The following is a 21,597-nucleotide window of genomic DNA, read 5'->3' as shown; positions in this document are numbered from 1 at the left end:
CCCACCGAGGACCGCACCGCTCCCCGAAACCCCCACCCATCAAGGAGACACCGTGAACCTCACCCGACGCCGTGCCGGACTCGCCGCCACCGCGCTCGCCGCCCTGGCGCTCACCGCCGGCTGCGGCAGCAACAGCAACCAGGGCGCGGGCAGCACGCCCAGCACCGACACCGTCCAGCCCGCCGGCCAGGGCACCAGCGACTACGGCTACGGCTCCTCCGGCTCGGGAAGCGGCGGCGGTTACGGCGGCCAGGCGGGCGGTGACGACGGCACGGCGGCCGGCAAGGCGAAGCAGTGGCCGAGCGCGGGCACGCTCGCCCTGCACGAGGCCCCCGAGCTCGGACCCGTCGTCACCGACGCCAAGGGCATGACCCTCTACCGCTTCGACAACGACAGCGCCAAGCCGCCCAAGTCGAACTGCTCCGGCTCCTGCGCCACCACCTGGCCACCGGTCCCCGCCGACGGTGCGGACGTCCCCGCCGGGATCGCCAAGAGCGCGCTGGGCTCGGTCACCCGCTCCGACGGCACCAAGCAGCTCACCATCGGCGGCTGGCCCGCCTACCGCTACGTCAAGGACAAGAAGCCGGGCGACACCAAGGGCCAGGGCGTCGGCGGGACCTGGAACGCGCTGGCCGCCGACGGCAAGAAGGCCGGCGCCCAGCAGACCGGCGATGTCTCGGTGTTCGACCAGCCCACGCTCGGCAAGATCCTCGTCGACGGCCAGGGCCGCACCCTCTACCGCTTCAACAAGGACAGCGCCTGGCCGATGAAGTTCGGCTGCAACGGCGCCTGCCTGGACACCTGGAAGCCCGCCAAGCCCGCCGACCGCTCCAAGCTCGGCGGCATCCCGCCCAAGCTGATCTCCACCGTCACCCGCCCGGACGGCACCCGCCAACTGGCCGTCAAATGCTGGCCGGTCTACTGGTTCACCGGCGACAAGCAGCCCGGTGACATCAATGGCCAGGGCAAGATGGGTTTGTGGTTCGCGGTGTCGCAGGAGGGCAAGAAGCTGACGACCACTCCGTGAGGTTTCTCCCCACGTTTTTGTCTGCGGCGCCGCGGTGTCTTCTCGCCGTGGCGCCTGCGGCGGGCGGTTGCCGCTGGCGCGGGGCTGTTCGGCAGCGGGACCGGGCCTCCGAACTTCGTCCTGCGGCCCGGCCCCTCCCCGTTGGGGGTGGGAGAAAACCAGTGGGGGTGCACGTGGGCGGTCGGGTGCCGCTTCTCCGTCGAGTCCTACGGAAACGGACGGACGGCGCTCGCCCCCACCGGCCCCTTCCCCCCACCCACGGGAGGGGCCGCGCCGCAGGACGGAGTCCGGAGGCGTGGCACCGCACCCGAAACACCCACGCCCGCCGCAGGCGCAACGGCGAACAACCCCAACGGCGGGTCAGCCGACAACGCGGGAAGCTACATAAATGGCCAGGCCCGCCAACGCCCCCACCACCGTGCCGTTGATGCGGATGAACTGAAGGTCGCGGCCGATGTGGGCCTCGATCTTGCGCGACGTATGGGCCGCGTCCCAGCCGGCGACGGTGTCGGTGATCAGGGAGGTGATCTCGCCCTGATAGGTCGTCACCACATAGCCGGCCGCGCCCTCCAGCCAGCCGTCGACCTTGTTCTGGAGGCGCGCGTCCACGGCCATCCGCTGGCCCAGGGACAGCAGCGAGGCCCGCACCCGCAGCCGCAGCTGGCTGCGCTCGTCCTCGGCGGCGGCCACGATCATGGCGCGCACCGCGCCCCAGGCGGAGGCGATCAGGTCCTGTACCTCGCCGCGGCCGAGCACCTCGGACTTGAGGCGTTCGATCTTGGCGCGGGTCTCCGGATCGCTTTGCAGATCGGTGGCGAAGTCGGTCAGGAAGCGGTCGACGGCGCCGCGGGCGGGATGGCCGGGCATATCGCGCATCTCGGTGACGAAGCGCAGCAGCTCCTTGTAGACCCGGTCGCCCACCCGCCGGTCGACGAAGCGGGGGGTCCATCCGGGCGCGCCGCCGGAGACCGCCTCCATGACGGAGTCGCCGTGCTCGACCAGCCAGTCGTGGGCGCGGGCGCAGACCAGGTCCACCACCCGGGTGTGGCCGCCCTCGGCGACGACCTTCTCCAGCAGGGTGCCGATGCCGGGGGCGATCTCCTGGGCGTCCGCGCGGCGGGTGATGGCCTCGCCGACGACGGCCTGGACGTCGGAGTCGCGCAGGACGGTGAGCGCGCCGCGCAGCGCGGTGGACAGCTCGGCGGTCACCCGGTCGGCGTTCTTCGGCTCGGCGAGCCAGCCGCCGAGCCGGCTGCCGATGCCGACGGCGCGCAGCCGGCGGCGGACGACCTCGTCGGAGAGGAAGTTCTCGCCGACGAAATCACCCAGACTCTGCCCCAGTTGATCCTTTTTGGTGGGAATGATCGCGGTGTGCGGGATCGGTAGGCCCATCGGCCGCTTGAACAGGGCGGTGACCGCGAACCAGTCGGCCAGCGCGCCGACCATCCCGGCCTCGGCCGCCGCCGCGACGAACCCGGTCCAGCCGCCCGCCCCGGAGGACTGCGCCCATTTCGCCAGGACGTAGATCACCGCCACGGTCAGCAGCAGCCCGGTGGCCAGCGTTTTCATCCGCCGTACGCCGCGGCGTCGGTCCTCGTCGGCGGGGCTGTGACCGAAGCCGCCCAGGGGTGCCGTCCGGCCGGCCGGCGCCGCATCCGCCGCCGGCCGCGCCACCGCCGCCGCACCCGTCGCGGCCCCGTCGGCCCTTGTCCGTTCCATCCGCTCCACCGTTCCCACCGTTCCCCGCCCCTCCGTCCACCCGCATGCCCGGCCTGCTATGTCCCACTGTGACCTACTGATGGAACGAACCACGAGTTCCCCACGTCCACACCACGAGGGTCATCGCCAGGGTGCCGGGCGGTGCCCCGGAGGTCCGTGGGATCATGCAGAAACGATCGGACCGCAACGGCGCCGCTGATCACTCGCTGCCCTTGCCCGCCCGGAGCGCCGCGCTCCGCTTGCCCCAGGAGACCTCTCCCGCATGACCAAAAGTGTGGGTTACGCGCTGCTCGCCGGCCTGGCGGCAGTCGTCGTGCTGATCTCTGCCGCCATATTCGTCGGCTTCGGCGGCGACAACGGTCTGGGCGGCGGCCCGCACAAGCCGCGCAATCCGGCGGCCCCGGCGGTCTCCGGGCAGTGGGTCGGCACCTGGTCGGCGGCCGCGGCGGCCGCCGAGCCCGGCGCCCTGGACGGCTACGCCGGGATGTCGATACGCAACGTCGTGCACACCAGCGTCGGCGGCTCCGGCGCCCGCATCCAGCTCTCCAACCTCTTCGGCACCCGGCCGCTGTCGGTCAGCCACGCCTCGCTGGCGGTGGCCAGCGCCCCCAGCAACCCCACGGCCGCGGCCGGCACCATGCGGCAGCTGACCTTCGGCGGCGACGCCGCGGTGACGATCCCGGCCGGCGGCGCGGTCACCAGCGACCCCGTACGGCTCAAGGTCCCCGCCAACGCCGACCTCCTGGTCACCACCTACTCCCCCTCCCCCTCCGGCCCCGCCACCTACCACCCCTACGCCCGGCAGATCTCCTATCTGGCACGCGGCGACCGTACGCAGGACGACACCGGCGCCGCCTATACGGAGCAGAGCCCGTACTGGCGCTATCTGACCGGTGTGGACGTCTGGGGCACCGAGGCCCAGGGCACGATCGTGGCCATCGGGGACTCCATCACCGACGGCATCACCTCCACCGCGGGCGCCAACCACCGCTGGACGGACTTCCTGGCCGAACGGCTGCGGGACGAGCCCGGCGCGCCCCGCTACGGCGTCCTCAACCAGGGCATCAGCGGCAACCGCCTGCTGGTCGACGGCAGCCGCTTCTCCCCCAACAACGGGCCGAGCGTGCTGTCCCGGATGGACCGCGACGCGCTCTCGCGCACTGGGGTCAAGGCGGTGGTGGTCGAGATCGGGCTGAACGACCTGTTCAAGGTGCCGCACCAGTACGACCCGCAGAAGATCGTCGCGGGCATGCGGGCCATCGTCGACGAGGCCCACGCCCGCGGACTGCGGGTGACCGGCTCCACGCTGACGCCGTTCGGGGGCCACCGCGGCTACACCACGCGGATGAACCACGCACGCGAACAGGTCAACCGCATCATCCGCTCCGGCTCGGTCTACGACGAGGTCGTCGACTGGGACCGCACCCTGCGCGACCCCGCCCACCCCGTCCGCCTGCGGCCCCTCTACGACTCCGGCGACCACCTCCACCCGAGCGACGAGGGCTTCCGGGCGATGGCGCAGGCACTGAACCTGGACCACCTGAAGCGGGCGTCGGTTCGGGCCGATCTTTAACCCGTCCGCTGCCCTTGGCTTGGGCCCCACGTTGTCGGCCGTCCCGCCGTGGGGGTTTCTCCCCACGTTGTCGGCTTTCCCGCCGTGGGGGTTTGTCGCCGTTGCGCCTGCGGCGGGCGTGGGTTGTACGGGTGCGGTACCACGCCTCCGGACTCCGTCCTGCGGCGCGGCCCCTCCCGTGAGTGGGGGGGGAAGAAGGCCGGTGGTCCACCCCCACCGTCCTTTTCCACCCCCAACGGGGAGGTGCCGGTCCGTAGCGGCGGAGCCGTGTAGGGCCGGTGCCGCAGCCGAACAGCCCCGCGCCAGCGGCAACGCCCGCCGCAGGCGCAACGACGGGAAAGCCAGAACATCGGCCCAGGCAAAGCGCAGCGAACGGGCCGCAGGCGCAACGGCGAGAACCACCCACGGCGGGACGGCCGACAACGTGGGGCCCAAGCCAAGCGCAGCGAACGGGCGAAAAACCCCTACGGCGGGTCAGCCGACAACGTGGGAGGCGAGCCAAGCGCAGCGGACGGGCGATACAGCCGGGCGATGACCCCCTCGATCTCCGGTTCCCGGAGGGACAGGTCCACCAACGGATAGCGCTCCGCGACGGCCGTGACCAGCGGCGCCGCGCTCTGGGCCGCGGGGAAGGCCAGCCACTGGCGCGGGCCCTCGACCTTGACCACGCGGGCGCCCGGTACGTCCTGGATCGGCGGCAGTTCCCGCTCCAGGTCCACCACCAGCGTCCGCTCCCCCTCCCCGGCCGCCCGCAGTCCGTCCAGCGAGCCGTCGTAGACGAGACGGCCGTGGTCGATGACCATCACCCGGCGGCAGAGCTGCTCGATGTCGGTGAGGTCATGGGTGGTCAGCAGGACCGTGGTGCCGCGTTCGGCGTTCACCTCGCGCAGGAAGGAACGGACCTTCGCCTTGCTGACGACGTCGAGCCCGATGGTCGGCTCGTCCAGATACAGCACCTCGGGATCGTGCAGCAGCGCCGCCGCGATGTCGCCGCGCATCCGCTGGCCGAGCGAGAGCTGGCGTACGGGGACGTCGAGGAGGGGTCCGAGGTCGAGGAGTTCGGTGCAGCGGTCGAGGTTGGTGCGGTAGACGGCGTCCGGGACCCGGTACATGCGGCGGACCAGTTCGTAGGAGTCCTTCAGCGGCAGGTCCCACCACAGGGTGGTGCGCTGGCCGAAGACCACGCCGATCCGCCGGGCCAGCCGGGTCCGTTCGCGGGCGGGGTCGATTCCGGCGATGCGCAGCCGGCCGCCGCTGGGGACCAGAATGCCCGTCAGCATCTTGATGGTGGTGGACTTCCCGGCGCCGTTCGGGCCGATGTAGCCGACCATTTCGCCGCGCGGCACCTGGAAGGTGATGCCGTCCACGGCCCGTACCTCATGGCGTACGCGGCGCAGCCGGCCCGCCTTGCGGCGTACCGAGAAGACCTTTTCGAGGCCGTCGACCTCGATGAGCTGACCTGCCGTCATATCTCGTTGCCTCAGCTTCCTGTGCTCCGGTACGCGCGCAGCCCGTGGCGCCATGCCAGCCCCGCGCCCGCGCACATCAGCGCCGCCACCGCCGGCCCCAGGAAGTCGGCCCAGCCCGGCAGTCCCAGCGGATCGGGCCGGCCCATCAGCCGCAGCGCGGGCAGCCAGTTCACAAAGGCCAGCGGGACGAGGAAGGTGACGCCGCGCACCAGGTCCTTGGCGAAGACGGTGGGCGGGTACTGGAGCATGGTGGTGCCGCCGTAGGTGAAGGAGTTCTGGACCTCGGCGGCGTCCTGTGCCCAGAACTGGAAGGCCGCGCCGGCGGTGAACACCGCCGCGAAGATGGCCGCGCCGCTCAGGGCCGTGACCACCGCCAGCAGTACCCGGCCGGCCGTCCAGTCCACGTCGAGACGGGTCACCGACCAGCCCAGAACCAGCAGCGCCTGCCCGATCCGGCCCAGCCGGCGCAGCGCGAAGCGGTCCGCGGCGACCTGCGCGAAAACCGGTACGGGGCGCAGCAGCAGGGTGTCCAGGGTGCCGTCGCGCACCCGCGATCCGAGCCGGTCCATGCTGCCGAGCAGCAGGTCGGCCAGGCCCAGCGAGAGGGTGGCGGTGCCGTAGAGGAAGGCGACCTCGGGCAGCGTGAAGCCGCCGAGGGCGTCGATCTGGGAGAACATCAGCACGATGGCGACGAAGTCCAGGGCGCTGGCGGCGAAGTTGCCGAGGGCCATCAGCACGAAGGAGGTGCGGTAGGCGAGGGTGGAGCGGATCCACATCCGCACGATCAGGCCGTACGCGCGCAGCCCGTGCGCCACCTCCGCCGCCCGGCCACTCCGTTCCGGCACGGCTTCGCTAGCCACCCTGCACCACCACCTTGCGGGTGGCGGCCGCCTGCACCAGCCGGCCCAGTGCCAGCAGCGCCACGCCCCACGCCGCCTGGAACGCCAGCCCCCGCAGCAGCGATGCACCGCTCCGCGCGCCGATCAGCACATCGGTCGGCACCTGGAGGATCGCCGCCCAGGGCAGCAGCTGGGCCACCTCGCCGAGGGAGCCGGGGAAGGCCCGCAGCGGCAGCACCATCCCGGAGAAGAACATGCAGGCCAGCCCGGCGATCAGGGCCAGGCCCGCGCCGTCGAGCAGCCAGAAGGACGCCAGCGAGACGAGATAGCGCAGCGCGAAGCTGACCACCACCCCCAGGGCGACCGACAGCAGGAACAGCAGCCAGGTGGCCGGGTCGGCGGGCAGGTCGAGGGGGAAGAAGAGCGCGCCGACCGCCATCGGAGCCACTCCGCGGCCGATCAGCTGGAAGCCGGCCCGGCCCAGGTCGGCGGCGAGCCACCACAGCTGGAGGTCGGCGGGGCGGTAGAGGTCCACCGCGATGTCGCCGCTGCGGATCCGCGTCTGGAGCTCGTCGAGACCGCCGCCGAACAGCAGCGCCGAGGCGGCCAGCAGCGCCTGCGCGGTCCACACGAACGTCAGCGCCTGCGCCCGGTCGTAGCCGCCCAGATGGGGGCGCTCGGCCCATAAGGCGAGGTAGGTGTAGGCGATGACGAAACCGAAGACGGTGTTGGTGAACACGCCCGCCGCGGTGGCGATCCGGTAGGTGGCGTAACGGCGGAAGCTGCCGGCCGCCACGGCCGTGTACCACACCTCCGTGCTCCCCCACCCTTGTCATCCGACGGCAAAGCACCGGAGCCTAGTGACACAGGTGGGGACCGCACCATCGATTATTCACCGGTCCGGGTGACCCGGGGCGCCGTTCGGCCGGTGAGGCGGCGGTCACCGGTGCGCACCACCCCTCGCGACCGGGGACGATGATGATGCGACAGTTTTCGCCTGCACCTCGCCGCCCGACACACCGATCCGCCGCCAGCCGATCCGCCGCACATCGATCCGCCGCAGCACAACCTTCGGCGGCCGCCGAGGAGTCTTCACAGTTATGAGCGACGGTCCGGAGGGCACCACCCCCGCCGGGGGCAGCGCACGGCGGCCCCGGCGCACCGGCTGGCGCCGTCTGATCCCCACGTGGCGGATGGTGCTGACCGCCATCGTGCTGTTTCTGCTGGTGGTCGTGGCCGGGCTGATCGCCGGCTATCTGCTCGTCGACATCCCGCCCGCCAACAGCGCGGCCAAGGCCCAGAGCAATATCTACCTCTACTCCGACGGCACGTTCCTGGCCCGCGACGGCGACGTCAACCGCGAGAACGTGCGGCTCAGCCAGATCCCCCGGCGCACCCAGCGGGCCGTACTGGCCGCCGAGGACCGCGACTTCTACTCCGAGTCCGCCGTCGACCCCGCCGCGATGCTGCGCGCCGCCTGGAACACCGCGACCGGCAAGGGCACACAGTCCGGCTCGACCATCACCCAGCAGTACGTCAAGAACTACTACCTCGGCCAGGAACAGACCCTCACCCGTAAGGGCAAGGAATTCTTCATCGCCATCAAACTGGACCGCGAGGAGACCAAGGACCAGATCCTGGAGGGGTATCTCAACTCCAGCTACTACGGCCGCAATGCGTACGGCATCCAGGCCGCCGCCCAGGCCTACTACGGCAAGGACAGCGAGCACCTCACCACCGCCGAGGGCGCCTATCTCGCGACCCTCCTCAACGCCCCCGGCCTGTACGACGTCACCGCCCATCCGGAGAACAAGGGGCGGGCCCTGGCGCGCTGGAACTACGTCCTGGACGGCATGGTGAAGAAGAAGTGGCTCAGCCAGGCCGAGCGGGCCGCCATGAAGTTCCCCGAGCCGGGGCCGGTCAAGACGTCCGCCGGGCTCTCCGGGCAGCGCGGCTACCTGGTCGAGGCGGTCAAGGACTATCTGCGGACCAACAAGATCCTCGACGAGGACACCCTGCGGACCGGCGGCTACCGCATCACCACCACCTTCGCCAAGGACCGCCAGGACGCCTTCGTCGACGCGGTCAACACCCGTCTGATGGACAAGCTCGACCGCTCCCGCAAGGCCGACACCTACGTCCGGGCGGGCGGCGCCTCCATCGACCCCGCCACCGGACGGGTCGTGGCGATGTACGGCGGCATCGACTACGCCAAGCAGTACGTCAACGGCGCCACCCGCCACGACTACCAGGTCGGCTCCACCTTCAAACCGATCGTCTTCGCCTCCGCCGTCCAGAACCAGGCCACGACCCAGGACGGCGTCCCCATCACCCCCGACACCGTCTACGACGGCACCAACAAACGGATGACGGTCAGCAACGGCCACCCCACCGGCTTCGCCCCGGCCAATGAGGACGACCGCTCCTACGGCCCGGTCACCGTCAGCGAGGCCACCGACAAATCCGTCAACGCGGTCTACGCGCAGATGGGCATCGACGTCGGCCCCGCCAAGGTCCGCGACACCGCCGTCGCCCTGGGCATTCCCCCCGGCACCCCCAGCCTCGCCTCCTCCCAGGGCGCGATCTCGCTGGGCACGGCCACGCCCAGCGTGCTGGACATGGCGCAGGTCTACGCGGGCTTCGCCCAGCACGGCACACAGCGCCCGTACACCCTGGTCGACCAGGTCTCCAAGAGCGGCGAGAACCTCCCGCTGCCCGCCCGGCCCGAACGCGCCGCCCTGGACCGCAGCGCCGCCGACACCACCACCGCGATCCTGCGCAGCGTCGTCGACGGCGGCACCGGCACCGCCGCCCAGGGCGCCGGACGGCCGGCGGCCGGCAAGACCGGCACCGCGGAGCTGGACAAGGCCGCCTGGTTCGCCGGCTACACCCCCGAACTGGCCACCGTGGTCGCGGTGCTGGGCCAGAATCCGAAGAGCGCCGCACAGGAACCGCTGTACGGGGCGGCGGGGCTGCCGCGCATCAACGGCGGCGGCTTCCCCGCCCAGATCTGGGCCGACTACACCGCGGCCGCCCTGGAGGGCCGCCCGGTCACCGATTTCGACCTCCAGCTGGAGCCGGGTGCCGCCGCCACACCGCCCGCCCCGACGACCTCCGGCCCGCCGCCCGTGCCCCCGGGCGTATCCCTCCCCCCGGTCCCCGGCCCCACGACCCCGGCCCCCACCACCGGCCCCCCGACCGGCTTCCCCACCGCCCCGACCGTCCAGCCGCCCACCCCCACCTTCCCGCCCCAGTCGCCGCCCGCCACCGAGCCCACGGAGGAATTCCCGACGGTGGGCCCGGAGGGAGCAGGGGCGTATCCGGGACGGCGGGGATGGTGGGACGGGTGACGGGACGTCATGGGGTGGGATGACGGGACGCCGTGGGGAGGCGTGACGCGACGCCGTGGGCCTGACCCGGGCTCGGATGGGCCGACCGGACACCGTGGACGCCCGCGGGCCGCCGCGGTCAGTGCCCCGACGTCGCCTTGAGCCCCACCACCGCCACCAGCAGCAGACAGATGAAGAAGATCCGCGCCGCGGTCATCGGCTCACCCAGGACGAGCATCCCCACCACCGCCGCACCGGCCGCCCCGATGCCGACCCAGACACCGTAGGCCGTACCGATCGGCAGGGTCCGCGCGGCGTACGACAGCAGCAGCATGCTGACGACGATGCCCGCGCCCGTGAACACACTGGGCCACAGCCGGGTGAACCCTTCGGTGAACTTCATCCCGATCGACCAGCCGACCTCCAGCAGACCGGCAACGACCAGCAGGACCCATGCCATGACGGCACCTCCGTGACAACGCTCAACCGCTTCAACAGGGGTGCGTCGTCTTGTCCTGACCCGGTACGGCGCGTCTCGTCGGGTTTTTTCGAGGCTAGCAACGGCCGGTGTCCCGGACGGACGGAACGGGCGGTGACCTCGGTCACCGCCCGCCGGGACAGCCGTTCACGTACGCGCTTCGCTAGAGGTACAACCCTGTCGAGTCGTCCGCGCCCTCCAGCCGCTCCGCGGCCACCGCATGCAGATCGCGCTCCCGCATCAGCACATAGGCCACACCGCGCACCTCGACCTCGGCACGGTCCTCCGGGTCGTAGAGCACCCGGTCGCCCACCTCGACGGTCCGCACGTTCTGCCCGACCGCGACCACCTCGGCCCAGGCCAGGCGCCGGCCGACCGCCGCGGTCGCGGGAATGACGATGCCGCCGGACGAGCGCCGCTCGCCCTCGGGGATATCCGTCCGGACCAGCACACGGTCGTGCAGCATCCGGATCGGCAGCTTGTCGTGGGTGTCCTTGGTGTTATTCGGGCTCACGGCATGACCGTACCTGCCCCGCGCCGCGCACCACGCACCGACGGCGGACCACGGGCCTTCTAGGAACGGCGGCGCCGCACGCTCAGGGCCACCAGCCCCACCACGGCCACCCCGATCATGGCCACCGGAACGATGCGCTCCAGCCGCGGCGCCCCGTCCTCGGACACCAGCTGTGCCCGTACGTCCGACACCGCACGGTGCGCGGCCACATACGCCCGCCCGGCCGTACGGTCCACCGCCGCCGCGGTCGCCGCCTTCGCCTCGCCGATGATCGTCTTCGGGTGCAGCCGCACCCCGATCTCGTCGAGCGTCACGGCGAGTTCCTGCCGCCTGCGGGCGATGTCCGCCTCGATCTGCGCCGGGGTCCTGGCCTCCGCCACCGCGCTGCCTCCGTCGTCTCGCGCCATTTGTGATGGACAGTCTGTCAGCTCGCACCCGTACGCGCCCCACAGCACCCCCGTTTCGCACGGCCGCGGCGCCCACTGCACCCGCCGCCCGGCCCGGCTCGTTACTGTCGGGCCATACGCGTATCCGCAGGCCGTATCCGTAGGAGACCCCATGAGTGAGCGACTTCAGCCCGGCGACACCGCACCTGCCTTTTCCCTGCCCGACGCCGACGGCAAGCAGGTCTCGCTCGCCGACCACAAGGGCCGCAAGGTCATCGTCTACTTCTACCCCGCCGCCCTGACCCCCGGCTGCACCAAGCAGGCCTGCGACTTCACCGACAACCTCGCCTTCCTGGCCGGCCACGGCTACGACGTCATCGGCATCTCCCCCGACAAGCCGGAAAAGCTCGCGAAGTTCCGCGAGAAGGAGGACCTGAAGGTCACGCTGCTCGGCGACCCCGACAAGAGCGTCCTTACGTCCTACGGCGCCTTCGGCGAGAAGAAGCTCTACGGCAAGGTCGTCACCGGAGTCATCCGCTCCACGGTGATCGTGGACGAGGAGGGCAAGGTCGAGCGCGCCCTGTACAACGTCAAGGCCACCGGCCACGTAGCCAAGATCATCAAGGACCTGGGGCTGTAGACCCAGGCACCGCCCGCGGCGGGCCCCACCCGGTGGGAGCACCGCCCGGTGGGAGCACCGCCCGGTGGGAGCACCGCCCGGTGGGAACTCCGCTCGCCCGCGCCACGTTGTGGCCCGTAAGGGGCCCTCCGAACCCCTAGGGGATCCGTTCGAAAACCCCCTAAGGGTCCCCGCCGCCCCGCCCCCGCCTACGCCCCCGGCAGCGGCATCGCCGGCCGGTCCGGGAGTTCCAGGACGGCCTCGGCGCCGCCCGTCGGGGCGGTGCCGAAGTCCAATCGGGCGCCGAGCACCTCGGCCTGGCCCGCCGCGATCGTCAGGCCCAGGCCGTGCCCGGTACCGCGCTCCGGCGCCGCCGTACGGAAACGCCGCGGCCCCTCCGCGCACAGCTCCGCCGGATAGCCGGGCCCGTGGTCGCGCACCACGATCCGCGTGCCCTGAACCACCACCTCGATCGGCGGTTTGCCGTGCTTGGCCGCGTTCGCCAGGAGGTTGACCAGCACCCGCTCCACCCGCCGCCGGTCCGTCTCCACGATCACCGGCTCGCCCTCGACGGTCACCGAGACCTCGTCCACCCCCCCCTGCCGCGCCGCCCGCCGTACGATCCCGCGCACCAGCGACGGCAGCTCACAGGCGTCCAGATCCGCCCGCTCCACCCCCGCGTCCAGCCGCGAGACCTCCAGCAGATCCTCCACCAGCCGCCGCATCGCCTGCGCCCGGTCCTGGACCATCTCCACCGCCCGCGGCTGCGGCAGCAGGTCCGCCGCCGCCACCAGCCCGGCCACCGGCGTGCGCAGCTCATGCGCCACATCCGCGGTGAACTCCCGCTCCGCCTGCACCCGCGCGGCCAGCGACGTCGCCATGTGGTGCACGCTGCGGCCCAGCTCGGCCACCTCGTCACGGCCCTTGCTCGCCAGCGCATCCGCATCCGGCGGTTCGCCGGCCGCGATCCGCCGCGCCGCCGCCGCACTCAGCCGCAGCCGCCGCGACAGCCGCTGCGAGACGAACCACGACACCACCGCCATCAGCGTCACCGTGCCGCACCCTGCGATCAACAGCGCACGGTCCAGCGCCACCTGCGCGGGATCGTTGTCGGGATACGCCGCCGACACCGACAACGACTGCTGCGGCCGGCCCCGGCCGCCGTCACCGACCCCGGTCGCCGCCCACACCCGCGGATCGTCGCCGCCGCTGACATAGGTCCCCGACCGGTTCTTGAACACCGCCTCCCGCAACGGAACCGGCAGCGTCGCATCGTCCAGCTGCGCCCCCAGCGCCAGCATTCTGTCCCGCTCGTAGAGCATCAGCGCGCTGCTCAGCCGGTCGTCCTGATACGCGCGTGCCGAGCGCTCCCGCTCCGCATCCGCTATGTGGTGCACGGCGAACCCGAGCACCACCACGGCCAGCGCCGTCATACCCGAAATGGCCAGGGCGATCCGGCCTCGAATGCCCATCACGCGAGGTTGTACATCTCCGTCGTGTCACCGAGCGGCGTGGAGCCCTCGTACGTCACCTCGAGCCCGGTGAAGGCCCGCGCCCCGCCGATCGTCTTCACACCGTAGAGCCGGAACGTCGCCGGGAAACCGGAATCGGTCCCCACCCCCGCGGCCGTCTTCTCCACCTGCACCACACCGGTGCCGCGCGCCTCGTTGGGGCCGTACCGGTCCCAGGTGATCGCGGTCGCCACCATGCCCGCATCCGCGCAGGTCAGCGTGATCACCTGCGGTTTGACCGCCGGATCGCCGATACCGCAGTCCCGTACGCCCGGCAGGTCGGCCGCCGCCTTGGTGTCCTCCTTGACGTCCTGCACCGCCGCCGTCTTCGGCGCCGCGTCCACCGCCGAGGCGCGGTCGGCGGCCTGGCTGAACCACACGCCGCCGGCCGCCAGCACCGTCACCACGACAAACGCCGCCAGGGCGGTACGCCCACGGGCCCAGCGGGACCCCTCGCGGTCGGTCATCACGTTCTCCTCCCGGGGTCCACACCCCGTACCCCCACCAGCGAACACTCGAGCCGCGCCCTCCCGAAGCGAACCCGGCCGGCGAAAAGCTCTGCACGCCACAAAAGAGCGGTTTCCGGCGCGTCACGTTCCCCTTTCACCCCCACAAGCTGATGACCCGGGCGCGGCGGGGGCCGTGCGGCGGTGTAGCAGTCCTGTAACAGCTGGCCCGATCCCTTGCGCCGACGCGCCTTCTTTGCAGGTCACCCGGGGTGCGTGGCTCGGACGGGGGACCGACTGCTCCCCATACGTGACATACATCGCGAACAGCGCGGATTTCGTCCAGAGTGGTTTGGGCTTGCGCTCCGCTGCGCAGGCGCACCTGTCGTATCTGTCGTAACCCCACCGCGCCGTGCGCGCGCCGACCGACCGAGAGGACCGCCTCGTGGCCAACGGGAGCACCGCAGAAGAGCACCCCTTCGAGGACAAGGAGGCCCTACGCCGTCACCGCGTCCTCTTCCGCGTCATCAGCCGGCGCCGGAATCCCAAGCTGCGGCGCACCGACATCACCGTCACCGACGAAAAGGTGGTCAAGCGGGCCGTGAAGGCGGCCGCCCTCGGTAACGCGATGGAATGGTTCGACTTCGGGATCTACAGCTATCTCGCGGTCACCATCGGCCAGGTCTTCTTCCCCGGCGGCAGCGGCACCACCAGTCTGCTGTCGTCCTTTGCGACCTTCGCCGTGGCCTTTCTCGTACGGCCCCTCGGCGGCGCCTACTTCGGCCCGCTCGGCGACCGTATCGGCCGCAAGAAAGTCCTCGCCCTCACCATGATCATGATGGCGCTGGGAACCCTCTGCATCGGCCTGATCCCCTCGTACGCGGCGATCGGCTTCTGGTCCCCCGTCCTGCTCATCCTCTTCCGGCTGGTCCAGGGCTTCTCCACCGGCGGCGAATACGGCGGGGCCTCCACCTTCATCGCCGAATACGCCCCCGACAAGAAGCGCGGCTATTTCGGCAGCTTCCTGGAAATGGGCACGCTCATCGGCTACACGGGCGCGGCCGGCATCGTGCTGCTCCTCAACACCACGCTGGGTGCCGACGCCATGTCCGCCTGGGGCTGGCGGGTGCCCTTCCTGATCGCCGGGCCGCTCGGTCTGGTCGGCCTCTATCTCCGTATCAAGCTCGACGAAACCCCCGCCTTCCAGAAGCTGGAAGCCGCCCAGACCCATTCCGCCACCGCCTCCGTCGTGGAGACCGAAGCGGAATTCTCCCACCTCTCCGAAAACGCCCCGAAGAAAAAGCTGGCGGAAATCTTCGCCCAGCAGTGGCCCACCCTCATCCTCTGTATCGCCCTGGTCGGTGCCTACAACATCACCGACTACATGCTGCTCTCCTACATGCCGACGTATCTGACGGACACCCTCCACTACAAGGAGTCCCACGGCCTGCTGATCCTGCTCGGCACCATGGTCGTCCTGATGCTCGTCATCAGCACCGTCGGCAAGCTGAACGACCGCTACGGCCGCAAGCCGCTGCTGATGACCGGCATGCTCGGCTTCTTCATCACCGCCATCCCCGCCTTCCTCCTGGTCAAGCAGGGCAGCATGGCCGCCGTCATCGCCGGCATGGCCCTCCTGGGCCTTTCCCTGGTCTGCCTCCTGGGCACCATGTCCGCCGCCCTGCCCGCCCTCTTCCCCACCAACGTCCGCTACGGCTCCCTCTCCATCGGCTACAACCTGGCCGTCTCCCTCTTCGGCGGGACCACGCCGCTGGTGATCACCGCCCTCATGGACGTCTTCGACAAGAACGTCATGGTCCCCGCCTACTACACGATGGCCGCCGCCCTGGTGGGCGTCATCACCGTCGCCTGCATGAAGGAAACGGCCCAGCAGCCGCTGGAGGGCTCACCGCCCTCGGTGGCCACCAAGGAAGAGGCCATCGAACTCATCACCGCCCAAACCCAGGAACCCCGGTTCTGATCCGCTTCTGATCCGCTTCTGAGTCGTCACCGGCCGTAACCGGCCGTAACCGCCCCGGCGTTCGATCGTTGTTCAGTTCGAGGAACGAGAGAGCGCACGGGGCAGGGGCCCTGACGTGCGGGATGGGGGAAGCATGCCGGTCAGTCCGTACACGCGGGAACGACTGGAGGCCGCGGCAGCGTCGTCGCGGACCTTGTCTGAGGCGTTGGGGAAGTTGGGGGTGGATCCGCGGGGCGCGAAGCGGGACTACGTCAGGGAGCGGATGAGGAAGCTGGGGGTGGATACGTCGCACTTCGAGCGGGAGGGGGCCAAGTGGACGAAGGCGATTCTTGCGCCTGTGGTCGCCGTGTCCACGAGCGTGAACGACGTCGTACGCCGACTCGGGCTGGATTCCGTGGGTGGCCACCAGACCAACATCGCCCGGCGCATCAGGAAGTACGGGATCGACACCTCGCACTTCATTCCGGCGGCCCGAATGGAGCGCACGAGACACAACCAGCGCCGCCGGACCGCCGAAGAGATCCTCATCGACAACACGTCAACGTGCGCCAGGCGCATCCCGGGCAGTCGACTGAAGAAGGCGATGTGCGAGCTGGGCATGGACGAACGCTGCGCCTTGTGCGGGATCGAACCGGTCTGGCTGGGGGAACCGTTACCTTTTGAAGTCGACCACATCGACGGCAACTGGCGGAACAACCGGGTCGAGAACCTGCGACTGCTTTGCCCCAACTGCCACTCGACAACGGATAGTTACCGAGGCCGCAGCAAAGGGCGTATCAGGGGTGGCGCGTCATGAGCGTTGGCGTTCAGTACACCCGCGAACAGCTGTTACGGGCGGCCGAGCAGTGCTCCAGCCTCGACGAAGTCATCGCCTACTTCGGCACTCGGCCTTACGCCAAGCTCGATCAGTACCTCGCGAAACGCTTCGCTCACTTCGCAATCGACATCTCGCACTTTCACCGCACCAGCAGGCAGCCTCCCCCCACGCCCGAAGAGTTGCGTGCGGCAGTCGCCGAGTCGACGTCCATCGCAGGGGTGCTTCGCCGGCTGGGACGACCAGACAACGGCGGGCAGCGCGCAATCTTGCGTCGGTGGGTCGCCGAACAGAACCTCGCGACAACGCACTTTCTGGGGCAAGCACATCAGCGGGGCAAGCCGGGCACGGTTCCGGCCAAGCAACCTGAGGCGATTCTCGTCCGGACTGACAGCGATCACAGGACGACGACCTCGCTGCTACGCCGCGCACTCCGCGAAATCGGTGTACCCGAGCAGTGCGCCAGATGTGGCGTCGCTTCCGAGTGGCTCGGCAAACCCATGACGCTAGAGGTCGACCACATCAGCGGGGACTGGCACGACAACCGGCGTGAGAACCTGCGGTTGCTGTGCCCGAACTGTCACGCGATCACGAGCACGTGGTGCAGGGGAGGCAGAAGGCGGAAGGCAATTCCCGGTACGATGACAGGCAGCCCGCGGCGGTGGTGCAAAGGCGACACAGCTGGTTTAGGTCCAGTGACCCGTTAAGGGTTTGAGGGTTCGAATCCCTTCCGCCGCACACAAACGGCCTGCGAATCGAAGGTTCGACTCGCAGGCCGTTTCCGTACGCACGGAGCGCCCACGAGCTCAGCCCAACAACTCCCGCACCACCGGCGCCAACGCCCGGAACGCCTTCCCCCGATGGCTGATGGCGTTCTTCTCGTCCGGGGTCAGTTCGGCGCAGGTACGCGTCTCCCCCAAGGGCTGGAGGATGGGGTCGTAGCCGAAGCCGCCGGTGCCGGTGGGGGTGTGGCGGAGGGTGCCGTCGAGGGTGCCCTCGACGACGCGTTCGGTGCCGTCGGGGAGGGCGAGGGCGGCGGCGCAGGCGAAGTGGGCGGCGCGGTGGCCGTCCGGGACGTCGGAGAGCTGGGCCAGGAGCAGGTCGAGGTTGGCCTGGTCGTTGCCGTGGGTGCCGGACCAGCGGGCGGAGAAGATGCCGGGGGCGCCGCCGAGGACGTCGACGCAGAGACCTGAGTCGTCGGCGACGGCCGGGTGGCCGGTGGCCTGGGCGAGGGCGTGGGCCTTGAGGAGGGCGTTCTCGGCGAAGGTGACGCCGGTTTCCTTGACGTCGGGGACGTCGGGATAGGCGTCGGCGCCGACGAGTTCGACGTCGAGGCCGGCCGCCTCCAGGATGGCCCGGAGCTCGGTGATCTTGCCGGCGTTGCGGGTGGCGAGGATGAGACGGGTGGGGCGCGCGGGGTGCCCGCCGGTTCGAGGCTGCATGGGGTGATTATCCCGGGCGCGCGACCGCGAGACGGGTCGGCCCCGGACTGCGCGACGGGGGCCGGCCCGGCGGACGGAAAGCGACGGAGAGCGACGGAGAGCGACGGAGAGCGTCAGCCCGGGGTGCAGGTTTTGGTCATGGCGTCGGCGGCGTCGGTGATGGGCTTCAGGTCGGGGGCCTTGGCGTTCTTGAGGGACGTGCGGGCGTTTCGGATGCCGGTGTTCATCTTGTCGATGGCGGCGGAGAGGTCGGCGTCGCCGGTCGCGTCGCGGACCTTCTTGAGGTTGCGGTCGATGTCGTCGAGCGCCCGCTCGGCCTTCTTCGGGTCGTCCAGGGAGTTCCCGGCGGCCTGTTGGAGCTTGTCGACGGCGTTGACGACGGCGGTGGCCGTGTCGGCGCAGTCCATGGCCTTGTCGACCGTGCTACAGGCGGAGAGCGCCGGTATCGCGAGGGCGGCGGCGCTCAGCGCGGCGAGGGCGGTGGCGACGGGCCGTCGGAGGCGAGAGAGGCGAGGGCCCCGGATGAGGACACGGGTACGGATGCGGACGCGGATGCGGCGAGGGCTCTGTGCGACGGCCATGCGGCGTTCTCCCTTGGGTCACGAGCGGGTGCGAGCGGGTGCGAGCGGGTGCGAGCGGTGACGACCGGTCATGAAGCCGTTGCCCGCGACGGGAGCGCCATGAACGGGCAAGGGGGGAAAGGCGAGAAACGCATGGCGCCCCGCCGTGGTTGACGGGGCGCCATGGCCGGCGGGCGTGCGCGTCTCAGAGCTCTCGCGCCAGCGCTTCCCGCTGGGCGGCTTCGAGGGTGTGGCAGCCGGTGACGGCAAGGTCGAGGAGGGCGTTGAGTTCGTCGCGGGCGAAGGGTTCGGCCTCGGCGGTGCCCTGGACCTCGACGAAGCGGCCGTCGCCGGTGCAGACGACGTTCATGTCGGTGTCGGCGCGGACGTCCTCCTCGTAGCACAGGTCGAGGAGGGGGACGCCGGCGACGATGCCGACGGAGACGGCGGAGACGGTTCCGGTCAGGGGCTGGCGGCCGTGCTTGATGAGCTTCTTGTGCTGGGCCCAGGAGACGGCGTCGGCGAGGGCGACGTAGGCACCGGTGATGGCGGCGGTGCGGGTGCCGCCGTCGGCCTGGAGGACGTCGCAGTCCAGGACGATGGTGTTCTCGCCGAGGGCCTTGAAGTCGATGACGGCGCGCAGCGAGCGTCCGATGAGGCGGCTGATTTCGTGGGTGCGACCGCCGATTTTTCCGCGGACGGATTCGCGGTCGCCGCGGGTGTTGGTGGAGCGGGGCAGCATCGCGTATTCGGCGGTGACCCAGCCTTCGCCGCTGCCCTTGCGCCAGCGCGGGACGCCTTCGGTGACGGAGGCGGTGCAGAAGACCTTGGTGTCGCCGAAGGAGATGAGCACGGAGCCTTCGGCGTGCTTGCTCCAGCCGCGTTCGATGGTGACCGGGCGGAGCTGTTCGGGGGTGCGGCCGTCGATGCGAGACATGGCGTAGACCCTATCGGGAAAGGCGAGGGCCCCGTTCCGGTACGGGGAGACGTACGGGAGCGGGGCCCGGTGGGCCGGGGGCTCAGCTCACATCATGTCTTCGATGTCGGCGGCGATGGGGTCGGCGTCGGTGCCGATGACGACCTGGATCGCGGTGCCCATCTTGACGACGCCGTGTGCGCCGGCGGCCTTGAGCGCGGCCTCGTCGACGAGGGAGGCGTCCTCGACCTCGGTGCGAAGGCGGGTGATGCAGCCCTCGACCTCGACGATGTTCTCGATACCGCCGAGGCCGGCGACGATCTTCTCAGCCTTGCTGGGCATGTCCACTCCTGGTTGTGTCGGCCGCCGGCGGCTCCGCCGAGCGGTTTCCCACCGTAAAACACGCACATGGTGTCTTTGCGCGTCTGTGCTCGTGTGCGTTTGTGGTCGTCCGTGCTCGTTCAGCCCAACTGTGTGGGCGGTTGAGCGCCATCTGACGAAGGATGGCGATCACCGGGGTGCCTGCCGGGCAGTGCCGACCAGGCTCCCAAGTGGTCTACACCATCAGTATGCGGCACGGCCGACGGGGGGCGGACGGGAGGACGGAGATGGGTTCGGACGCAGCGGCCGCGGCGCCGCGGAAGAAGCCGGTGAAGTCCCGTGCCTCGGCCGCCTTCCAGGGTCTTCAGAAGATGGGCCGCAGTCTTCAGCTGCCGATCGCCGTGCTGCCCGCGGCGGGCATCCTCAACCGTCTCGGCCAGCCCGATGTCTTCGGCGACAAGGGCCTGGGCTGGAACAACGTGGCCAAGGTGTTCGCGGGGGCGGGTGGTGCGCTGCTGGATTCGGGGCTGGGGCTGCCGCTGCTGTTCTGTATCGGGGTCGCGATCGGGATGGCGAAGAAGGCGGACGGTTCGACCGCGCTGGCTGCGGTGGCGGGCTTTCTCGTGTATTTCGCGGTGCTGCACCAGTTCCCGTCGATCTGCGCTCCGGGGCAGACGTTTGCGCAGGCGGGGCCGTGGGGCGGGGTGTGTATCGAGAAGGGCGGGACGGCCGCGCAGGCGACCTTTCAGAATCCGGGGGTGTTCGGCGGGATTGTGCTGGGCCTGCTCTCCGCCTGGTTGTGGCAGCGGTTGCACCGGGTGAAGCTGGTCGACTGGCTGGGCTTCTTCAACGGCCGGCGGCTCGTCCCCATCGTGATGTCTTTCGTCGGGCTGGCCTTTGCGGTGGTCTGTCTGTGGATCTGGCCGCCGGTCGGCAATGCGCTGACCGATTTCAGCCAATGGCTGTCCGATCTGAGCTGGCTGGGCTCGGGGCTTTTCGGTGTCGCCAACCGTGCGCTGCTGGTCATCGGGCTGCACCAGTTCCTGAACACGTTCCTGTGGTTCCAGTTCGGCAGTTTCACGGAGCCGAACGGCACGGTCGTCCACGGTGACATCAACCGGTTCATGGCGGGCGATCCGACCGCGGGGCAGTTCACCACGGGCTTTTTCCCGATCATGATGTTCGCGCTGCCGGCCGCGGCGCTGGCCATTGCGCACTGCGCCAAGCCGCACCGCCGCAAGGAGATCGCCGGGATGATGCTGTCGGTCGGGCTGACGTCCTTCGTCACCGGGATCACCGAGCCGATCGAGTATTCGTTCCTGTTCGTCGCGCCGCTGCTGTATGCGTTCCATGCGGTGCTGACGGGTGTGTCGATGGCGGTGTGCTGGGCGCTGGGCGTGCACGACAGCTTCAGTTTCTCGGCGGGGCTGATCGACTACGTCATCAACTGGGGGCTGGCGACCAAGCCGTGGCTGATCCTGCCGGTCGGGGCGGGTTTCGCGGTCGTCTATTACGTGCTCTTCCGTTTCGCGATCACGGCATTCGATCTCCAGACGCCGGGACGCGAACCGGACGAGGTGGGGGATGCCATGGAAGAGGCCAACATCAAATAGGCGGCGGCCGCCGAAGCCGGTAACCGGCCTCCGAGTCCCT

At 70.3% G+C, this 21,597-nt stretch carries 20 protein-coding genes, 1 tRNA gene, 1 pseudogene and 1 riboswitch; of the genes and pseudogenes, 9 read left to right on the top strand and 13 right to left on the bottom strand.

All coding sequences use genetic code 11. The features are described 5' to 3' along the window. Positions 1-52 precede the first annotated feature (52 nt). Positions 53-1,027, top strand: coding sequence for an SCO0930 family lipoprotein (locus SNA_RS05545; protein ID WP_044363570.1), 975 nt, complete (start codon positions 53-55; stop codon positions 1,025-1,027). 360 nt (positions 1,028-1,387) lie between these two features. Here the strand turns inward: SNA_RS05545 and SNA_RS05540 are convergent, their stop codons facing one another. Beyond that, positions 1,388-2,746, bottom strand: a complete 1,359-nt coding sequence (locus SNA_RS05540; protein ID WP_044363568.1) for a DUF445 domain-containing protein — start codon at positions 2,744-2,746, stop codon at positions 1,388-1,390. 262 nt (positions 2,747-3,008) lie between these two features. Between SNA_RS05540 and SNA_RS05535 the strand changes: the two genes are divergently transcribed. After that, the gene (locus SNA_RS05535; RefSeq protein ID WP_044363566.1) at positions 3,009-4,319 is read left to right on the top strand and encodes an SGNH/GDSL hydrolase family protein; all 1,311 of its coding nucleotides are present in this window, start codon (positions 3,009-3,011) and stop codon (positions 4,317-4,319) included. A gap of 464 nt (positions 4,320-4,783) precedes the next feature. Here the strand turns inward: SNA_RS05535 and SNA_RS05530 are convergent, their stop codons facing one another. From SNA_RS05530 to SNA_RS05520, 3 genes are all read right to left on the bottom strand, one after another. Then, positions 4,784-5,788 carry an ABC transporter ATP-binding protein gene (locus SNA_RS05530; protein WP_044363564.1) on the bottom strand — a complete coding sequence of 335 codons (1,005 nt, stop codon included), beginning with the start codon at positions 5,786-5,788 and terminating at the stop codon, positions 4,784-4,786. A gap of 11 nt (positions 5,789-5,799) precedes the next feature. After that, a complete protein-coding gene (locus SNA_RS05525) occupies positions 5,800-6,564 on the bottom strand; it encodes an ABC transporter permease (RefSeq protein WP_078969721.1) in 765 nt (254 codons plus the stop codon). 76 nt (positions 6,565-6,640) lie between these two features. Continuing rightward, entirely contained in the window at positions 6,641-7,438 is a 798-nt protein-coding gene (locus SNA_RS05520) for an ABC transporter permease (RefSeq protein WP_044363559.1), read from the bottom strand. A 289-nt stretch (positions 7,439-7,727) separates the two neighbouring features. Between SNA_RS05520 and SNA_RS05515 the strand changes: the two genes are divergently transcribed. Beyond that, a complete protein-coding gene (locus SNA_RS05515) occupies positions 7,728-9,977 on the top strand; it encodes a transglycosylase domain-containing protein (protein ID WP_044363557.1) in 2,250 nt (749 codons plus the stop codon). A 118-nt stretch (positions 9,978-10,095) separates the two neighbouring features. Here the strand turns inward: SNA_RS05515 and SNA_RS05510 are convergent, their stop codons facing one another. The 3 genes from SNA_RS05510 to SNA_RS05500 form a co-directional block, all read right to left on the bottom strand. Further along, positions 10,096-10,416, bottom strand: coding sequence for a DMT family transporter (locus SNA_RS05510; protein ID WP_030072265.1), 321 nt, complete (start codon positions 10,414-10,416; stop codon positions 10,096-10,098). Between the two features lie 39 nt (positions 10,417-10,455). Continuing rightward, a riboswitch (guanidine-III (ykkC-III) riboswitch) is annotated at positions 10,456-10,522 on the bottom strand. Between the two features lie 75 nt (positions 10,523-10,597). Continuing rightward, a complete protein-coding gene (locus SNA_RS05505; protein ID WP_044363777.1) occupies positions 10,598-10,900 on the bottom strand; it encodes a GroES family chaperonin in 303 nt (100 codons plus the stop codon). A gap of 107 nt (positions 10,901-11,007) precedes the next feature. Next, positions 11,008-11,328, bottom strand: coding sequence for a DUF3618 domain-containing protein (locus SNA_RS05500; protein WP_030072269.1), 321 nt, complete (start codon positions 11,326-11,328; stop codon positions 11,008-11,010). A 178-nt stretch (positions 11,329-11,506) separates the two neighbouring features. On the opposite strand from SNA_RS05500, the gene bcp reads away from it, so the two are divergent. Next, entirely contained in the window at positions 11,507-11,974 is a 468-nt protein-coding gene (gene bcp / locus SNA_RS05495; protein ID WP_030072271.1) for a thioredoxin-dependent thiol peroxidase, read from the top strand. A 188-nt stretch (positions 11,975-12,162) separates the two neighbouring features. Here bcp and SNA_RS05490 read toward each other — a convergent pair whose 3' ends face one another. Both SNA_RS05490 and SNA_RS05485 read right to left on the bottom strand, forming a co-directional pair. Then, complete coding sequence (locus SNA_RS05490) at positions 12,163-13,425, bottom strand: sensor histidine kinase (protein WP_044363555.1); 1,263 nt, start codon at positions 13,423-13,425, stop codon at positions 12,163-12,165. Continuing rightward, complete coding sequence (locus SNA_RS05485) at positions 13,425-13,931, bottom strand: hypothetical protein (RefSeq protein ID WP_030072275.1); 507 nt, start codon at positions 13,929-13,931, stop codon at positions 13,425-13,427. The genes SNA_RS05490 and SNA_RS05485 overlap by 1 nt, the downstream gene beginning before the upstream one ends. Before the next feature lie 424 nt (positions 13,932-14,355). Between SNA_RS05485 and SNA_RS05480 the strand changes: the two genes are divergently transcribed. The 4 genes and pseudogenes from SNA_RS05480 to SNA_RS05470 all read left to right on the top strand — a co-directional run bounded on the left by SNA_RS05480 (position 14,356) and on the right by SNA_RS05470 (position 17,443). Further along, positions 14,356-15,891, top strand: a complete 1,536-nt coding sequence (locus SNA_RS05480) for an MFS transporter (RefSeq protein ID WP_030072276.1) — start codon at positions 14,356-14,358, stop codon at positions 15,889-15,891. Between the two features lie 133 nt (positions 15,892-16,024). After that, complete coding sequence (locus SNA_RS05475; protein WP_030072277.1) at positions 16,025-16,687, top strand: HNH endonuclease signature motif containing protein; 663 nt, start codon at positions 16,025-16,027, stop codon at positions 16,685-16,687. After that, positions 16,684-17,331: pseudogene (locus SNA_RS39180) on the top strand (HNH endonuclease); the annotation flags it as partial. The gene SNA_RS05475 and the pseudogene SNA_RS39180, both read left to right, overlap by 4 nt. Before the next feature lie 29 nt (positions 17,332-17,360). Further along, a tRNA-Leu gene (locus SNA_RS05470) sits at positions 17,361-17,443 on the top strand. Between the two features lie 68 nt (positions 17,444-17,511). Here the strand turns inward: SNA_RS05470 and rdgB are convergent. The 4 genes from rdgB to SNA_RS05450 form a co-directional block, all read right to left on the bottom strand. Beyond that, complete coding sequence (rdgB, locus tag SNA_RS05465) at positions 17,512-18,147, bottom strand: RdgB/HAM1 family non-canonical purine NTP pyrophosphatase (protein ID WP_044363552.1); 636 nt, start codon at positions 18,145-18,147, stop codon at positions 17,512-17,514. A 113-nt stretch (positions 18,148-18,260) separates the two neighbouring features. Beyond that, entirely contained in the window at positions 18,261-18,728 is a 468-nt protein-coding gene (locus tag SNA_RS05460; protein ID WP_241779550.1) for a hypothetical protein, read from the bottom strand. A 184-nt stretch (positions 18,729-18,912) separates the two neighbouring features. Next, positions 18,913-19,644 (bottom strand): ribonuclease PH, encoded by a 732-nt coding sequence (gene rph, locus SNA_RS05455; protein WP_030072285.1) that lies wholly within the window; start codon positions 19,642-19,644, stop codon positions 18,913-18,915. 87 nt (positions 19,645-19,731) lie between these two features. Further along, positions 19,732-19,971, bottom strand: a complete 240-nt coding sequence (locus SNA_RS05450; protein WP_078969701.1) for a PTS sugar transporter subunit IIB — start codon at positions 19,969-19,971, stop codon at positions 19,732-19,734. Between the two features lie 260 nt (positions 19,972-20,231). Here SNA_RS05450 and SNA_RS05445 point away from each other — a divergent pair, with 260 nt between their 5' ends. Then, complete coding sequence (locus SNA_RS05445) at positions 20,232-21,557, top strand: PTS transporter subunit EIIC (RefSeq protein ID WP_030072288.1); 1,326 nt, start codon at positions 20,232-20,234, stop codon at positions 21,555-21,557. Positions 21,558-21,597: the final 40 nt, after the last annotated feature.

Origin of the sequence: Streptomyces natalensis ATCC 27448, from assembly GCF_000935125.1 — a bacterium.
Classification (GTDB): Bacteria; Actinomycetota; Actinomycetes; order Streptomycetales; family Streptomycetaceae; genus Streptomyces; species Streptomyces natalensis.
The sequence above is the reverse complement of the archived record's forward strand: the minus strand, read 5'-3'. Positions and strand labels throughout refer to the sequence as shown.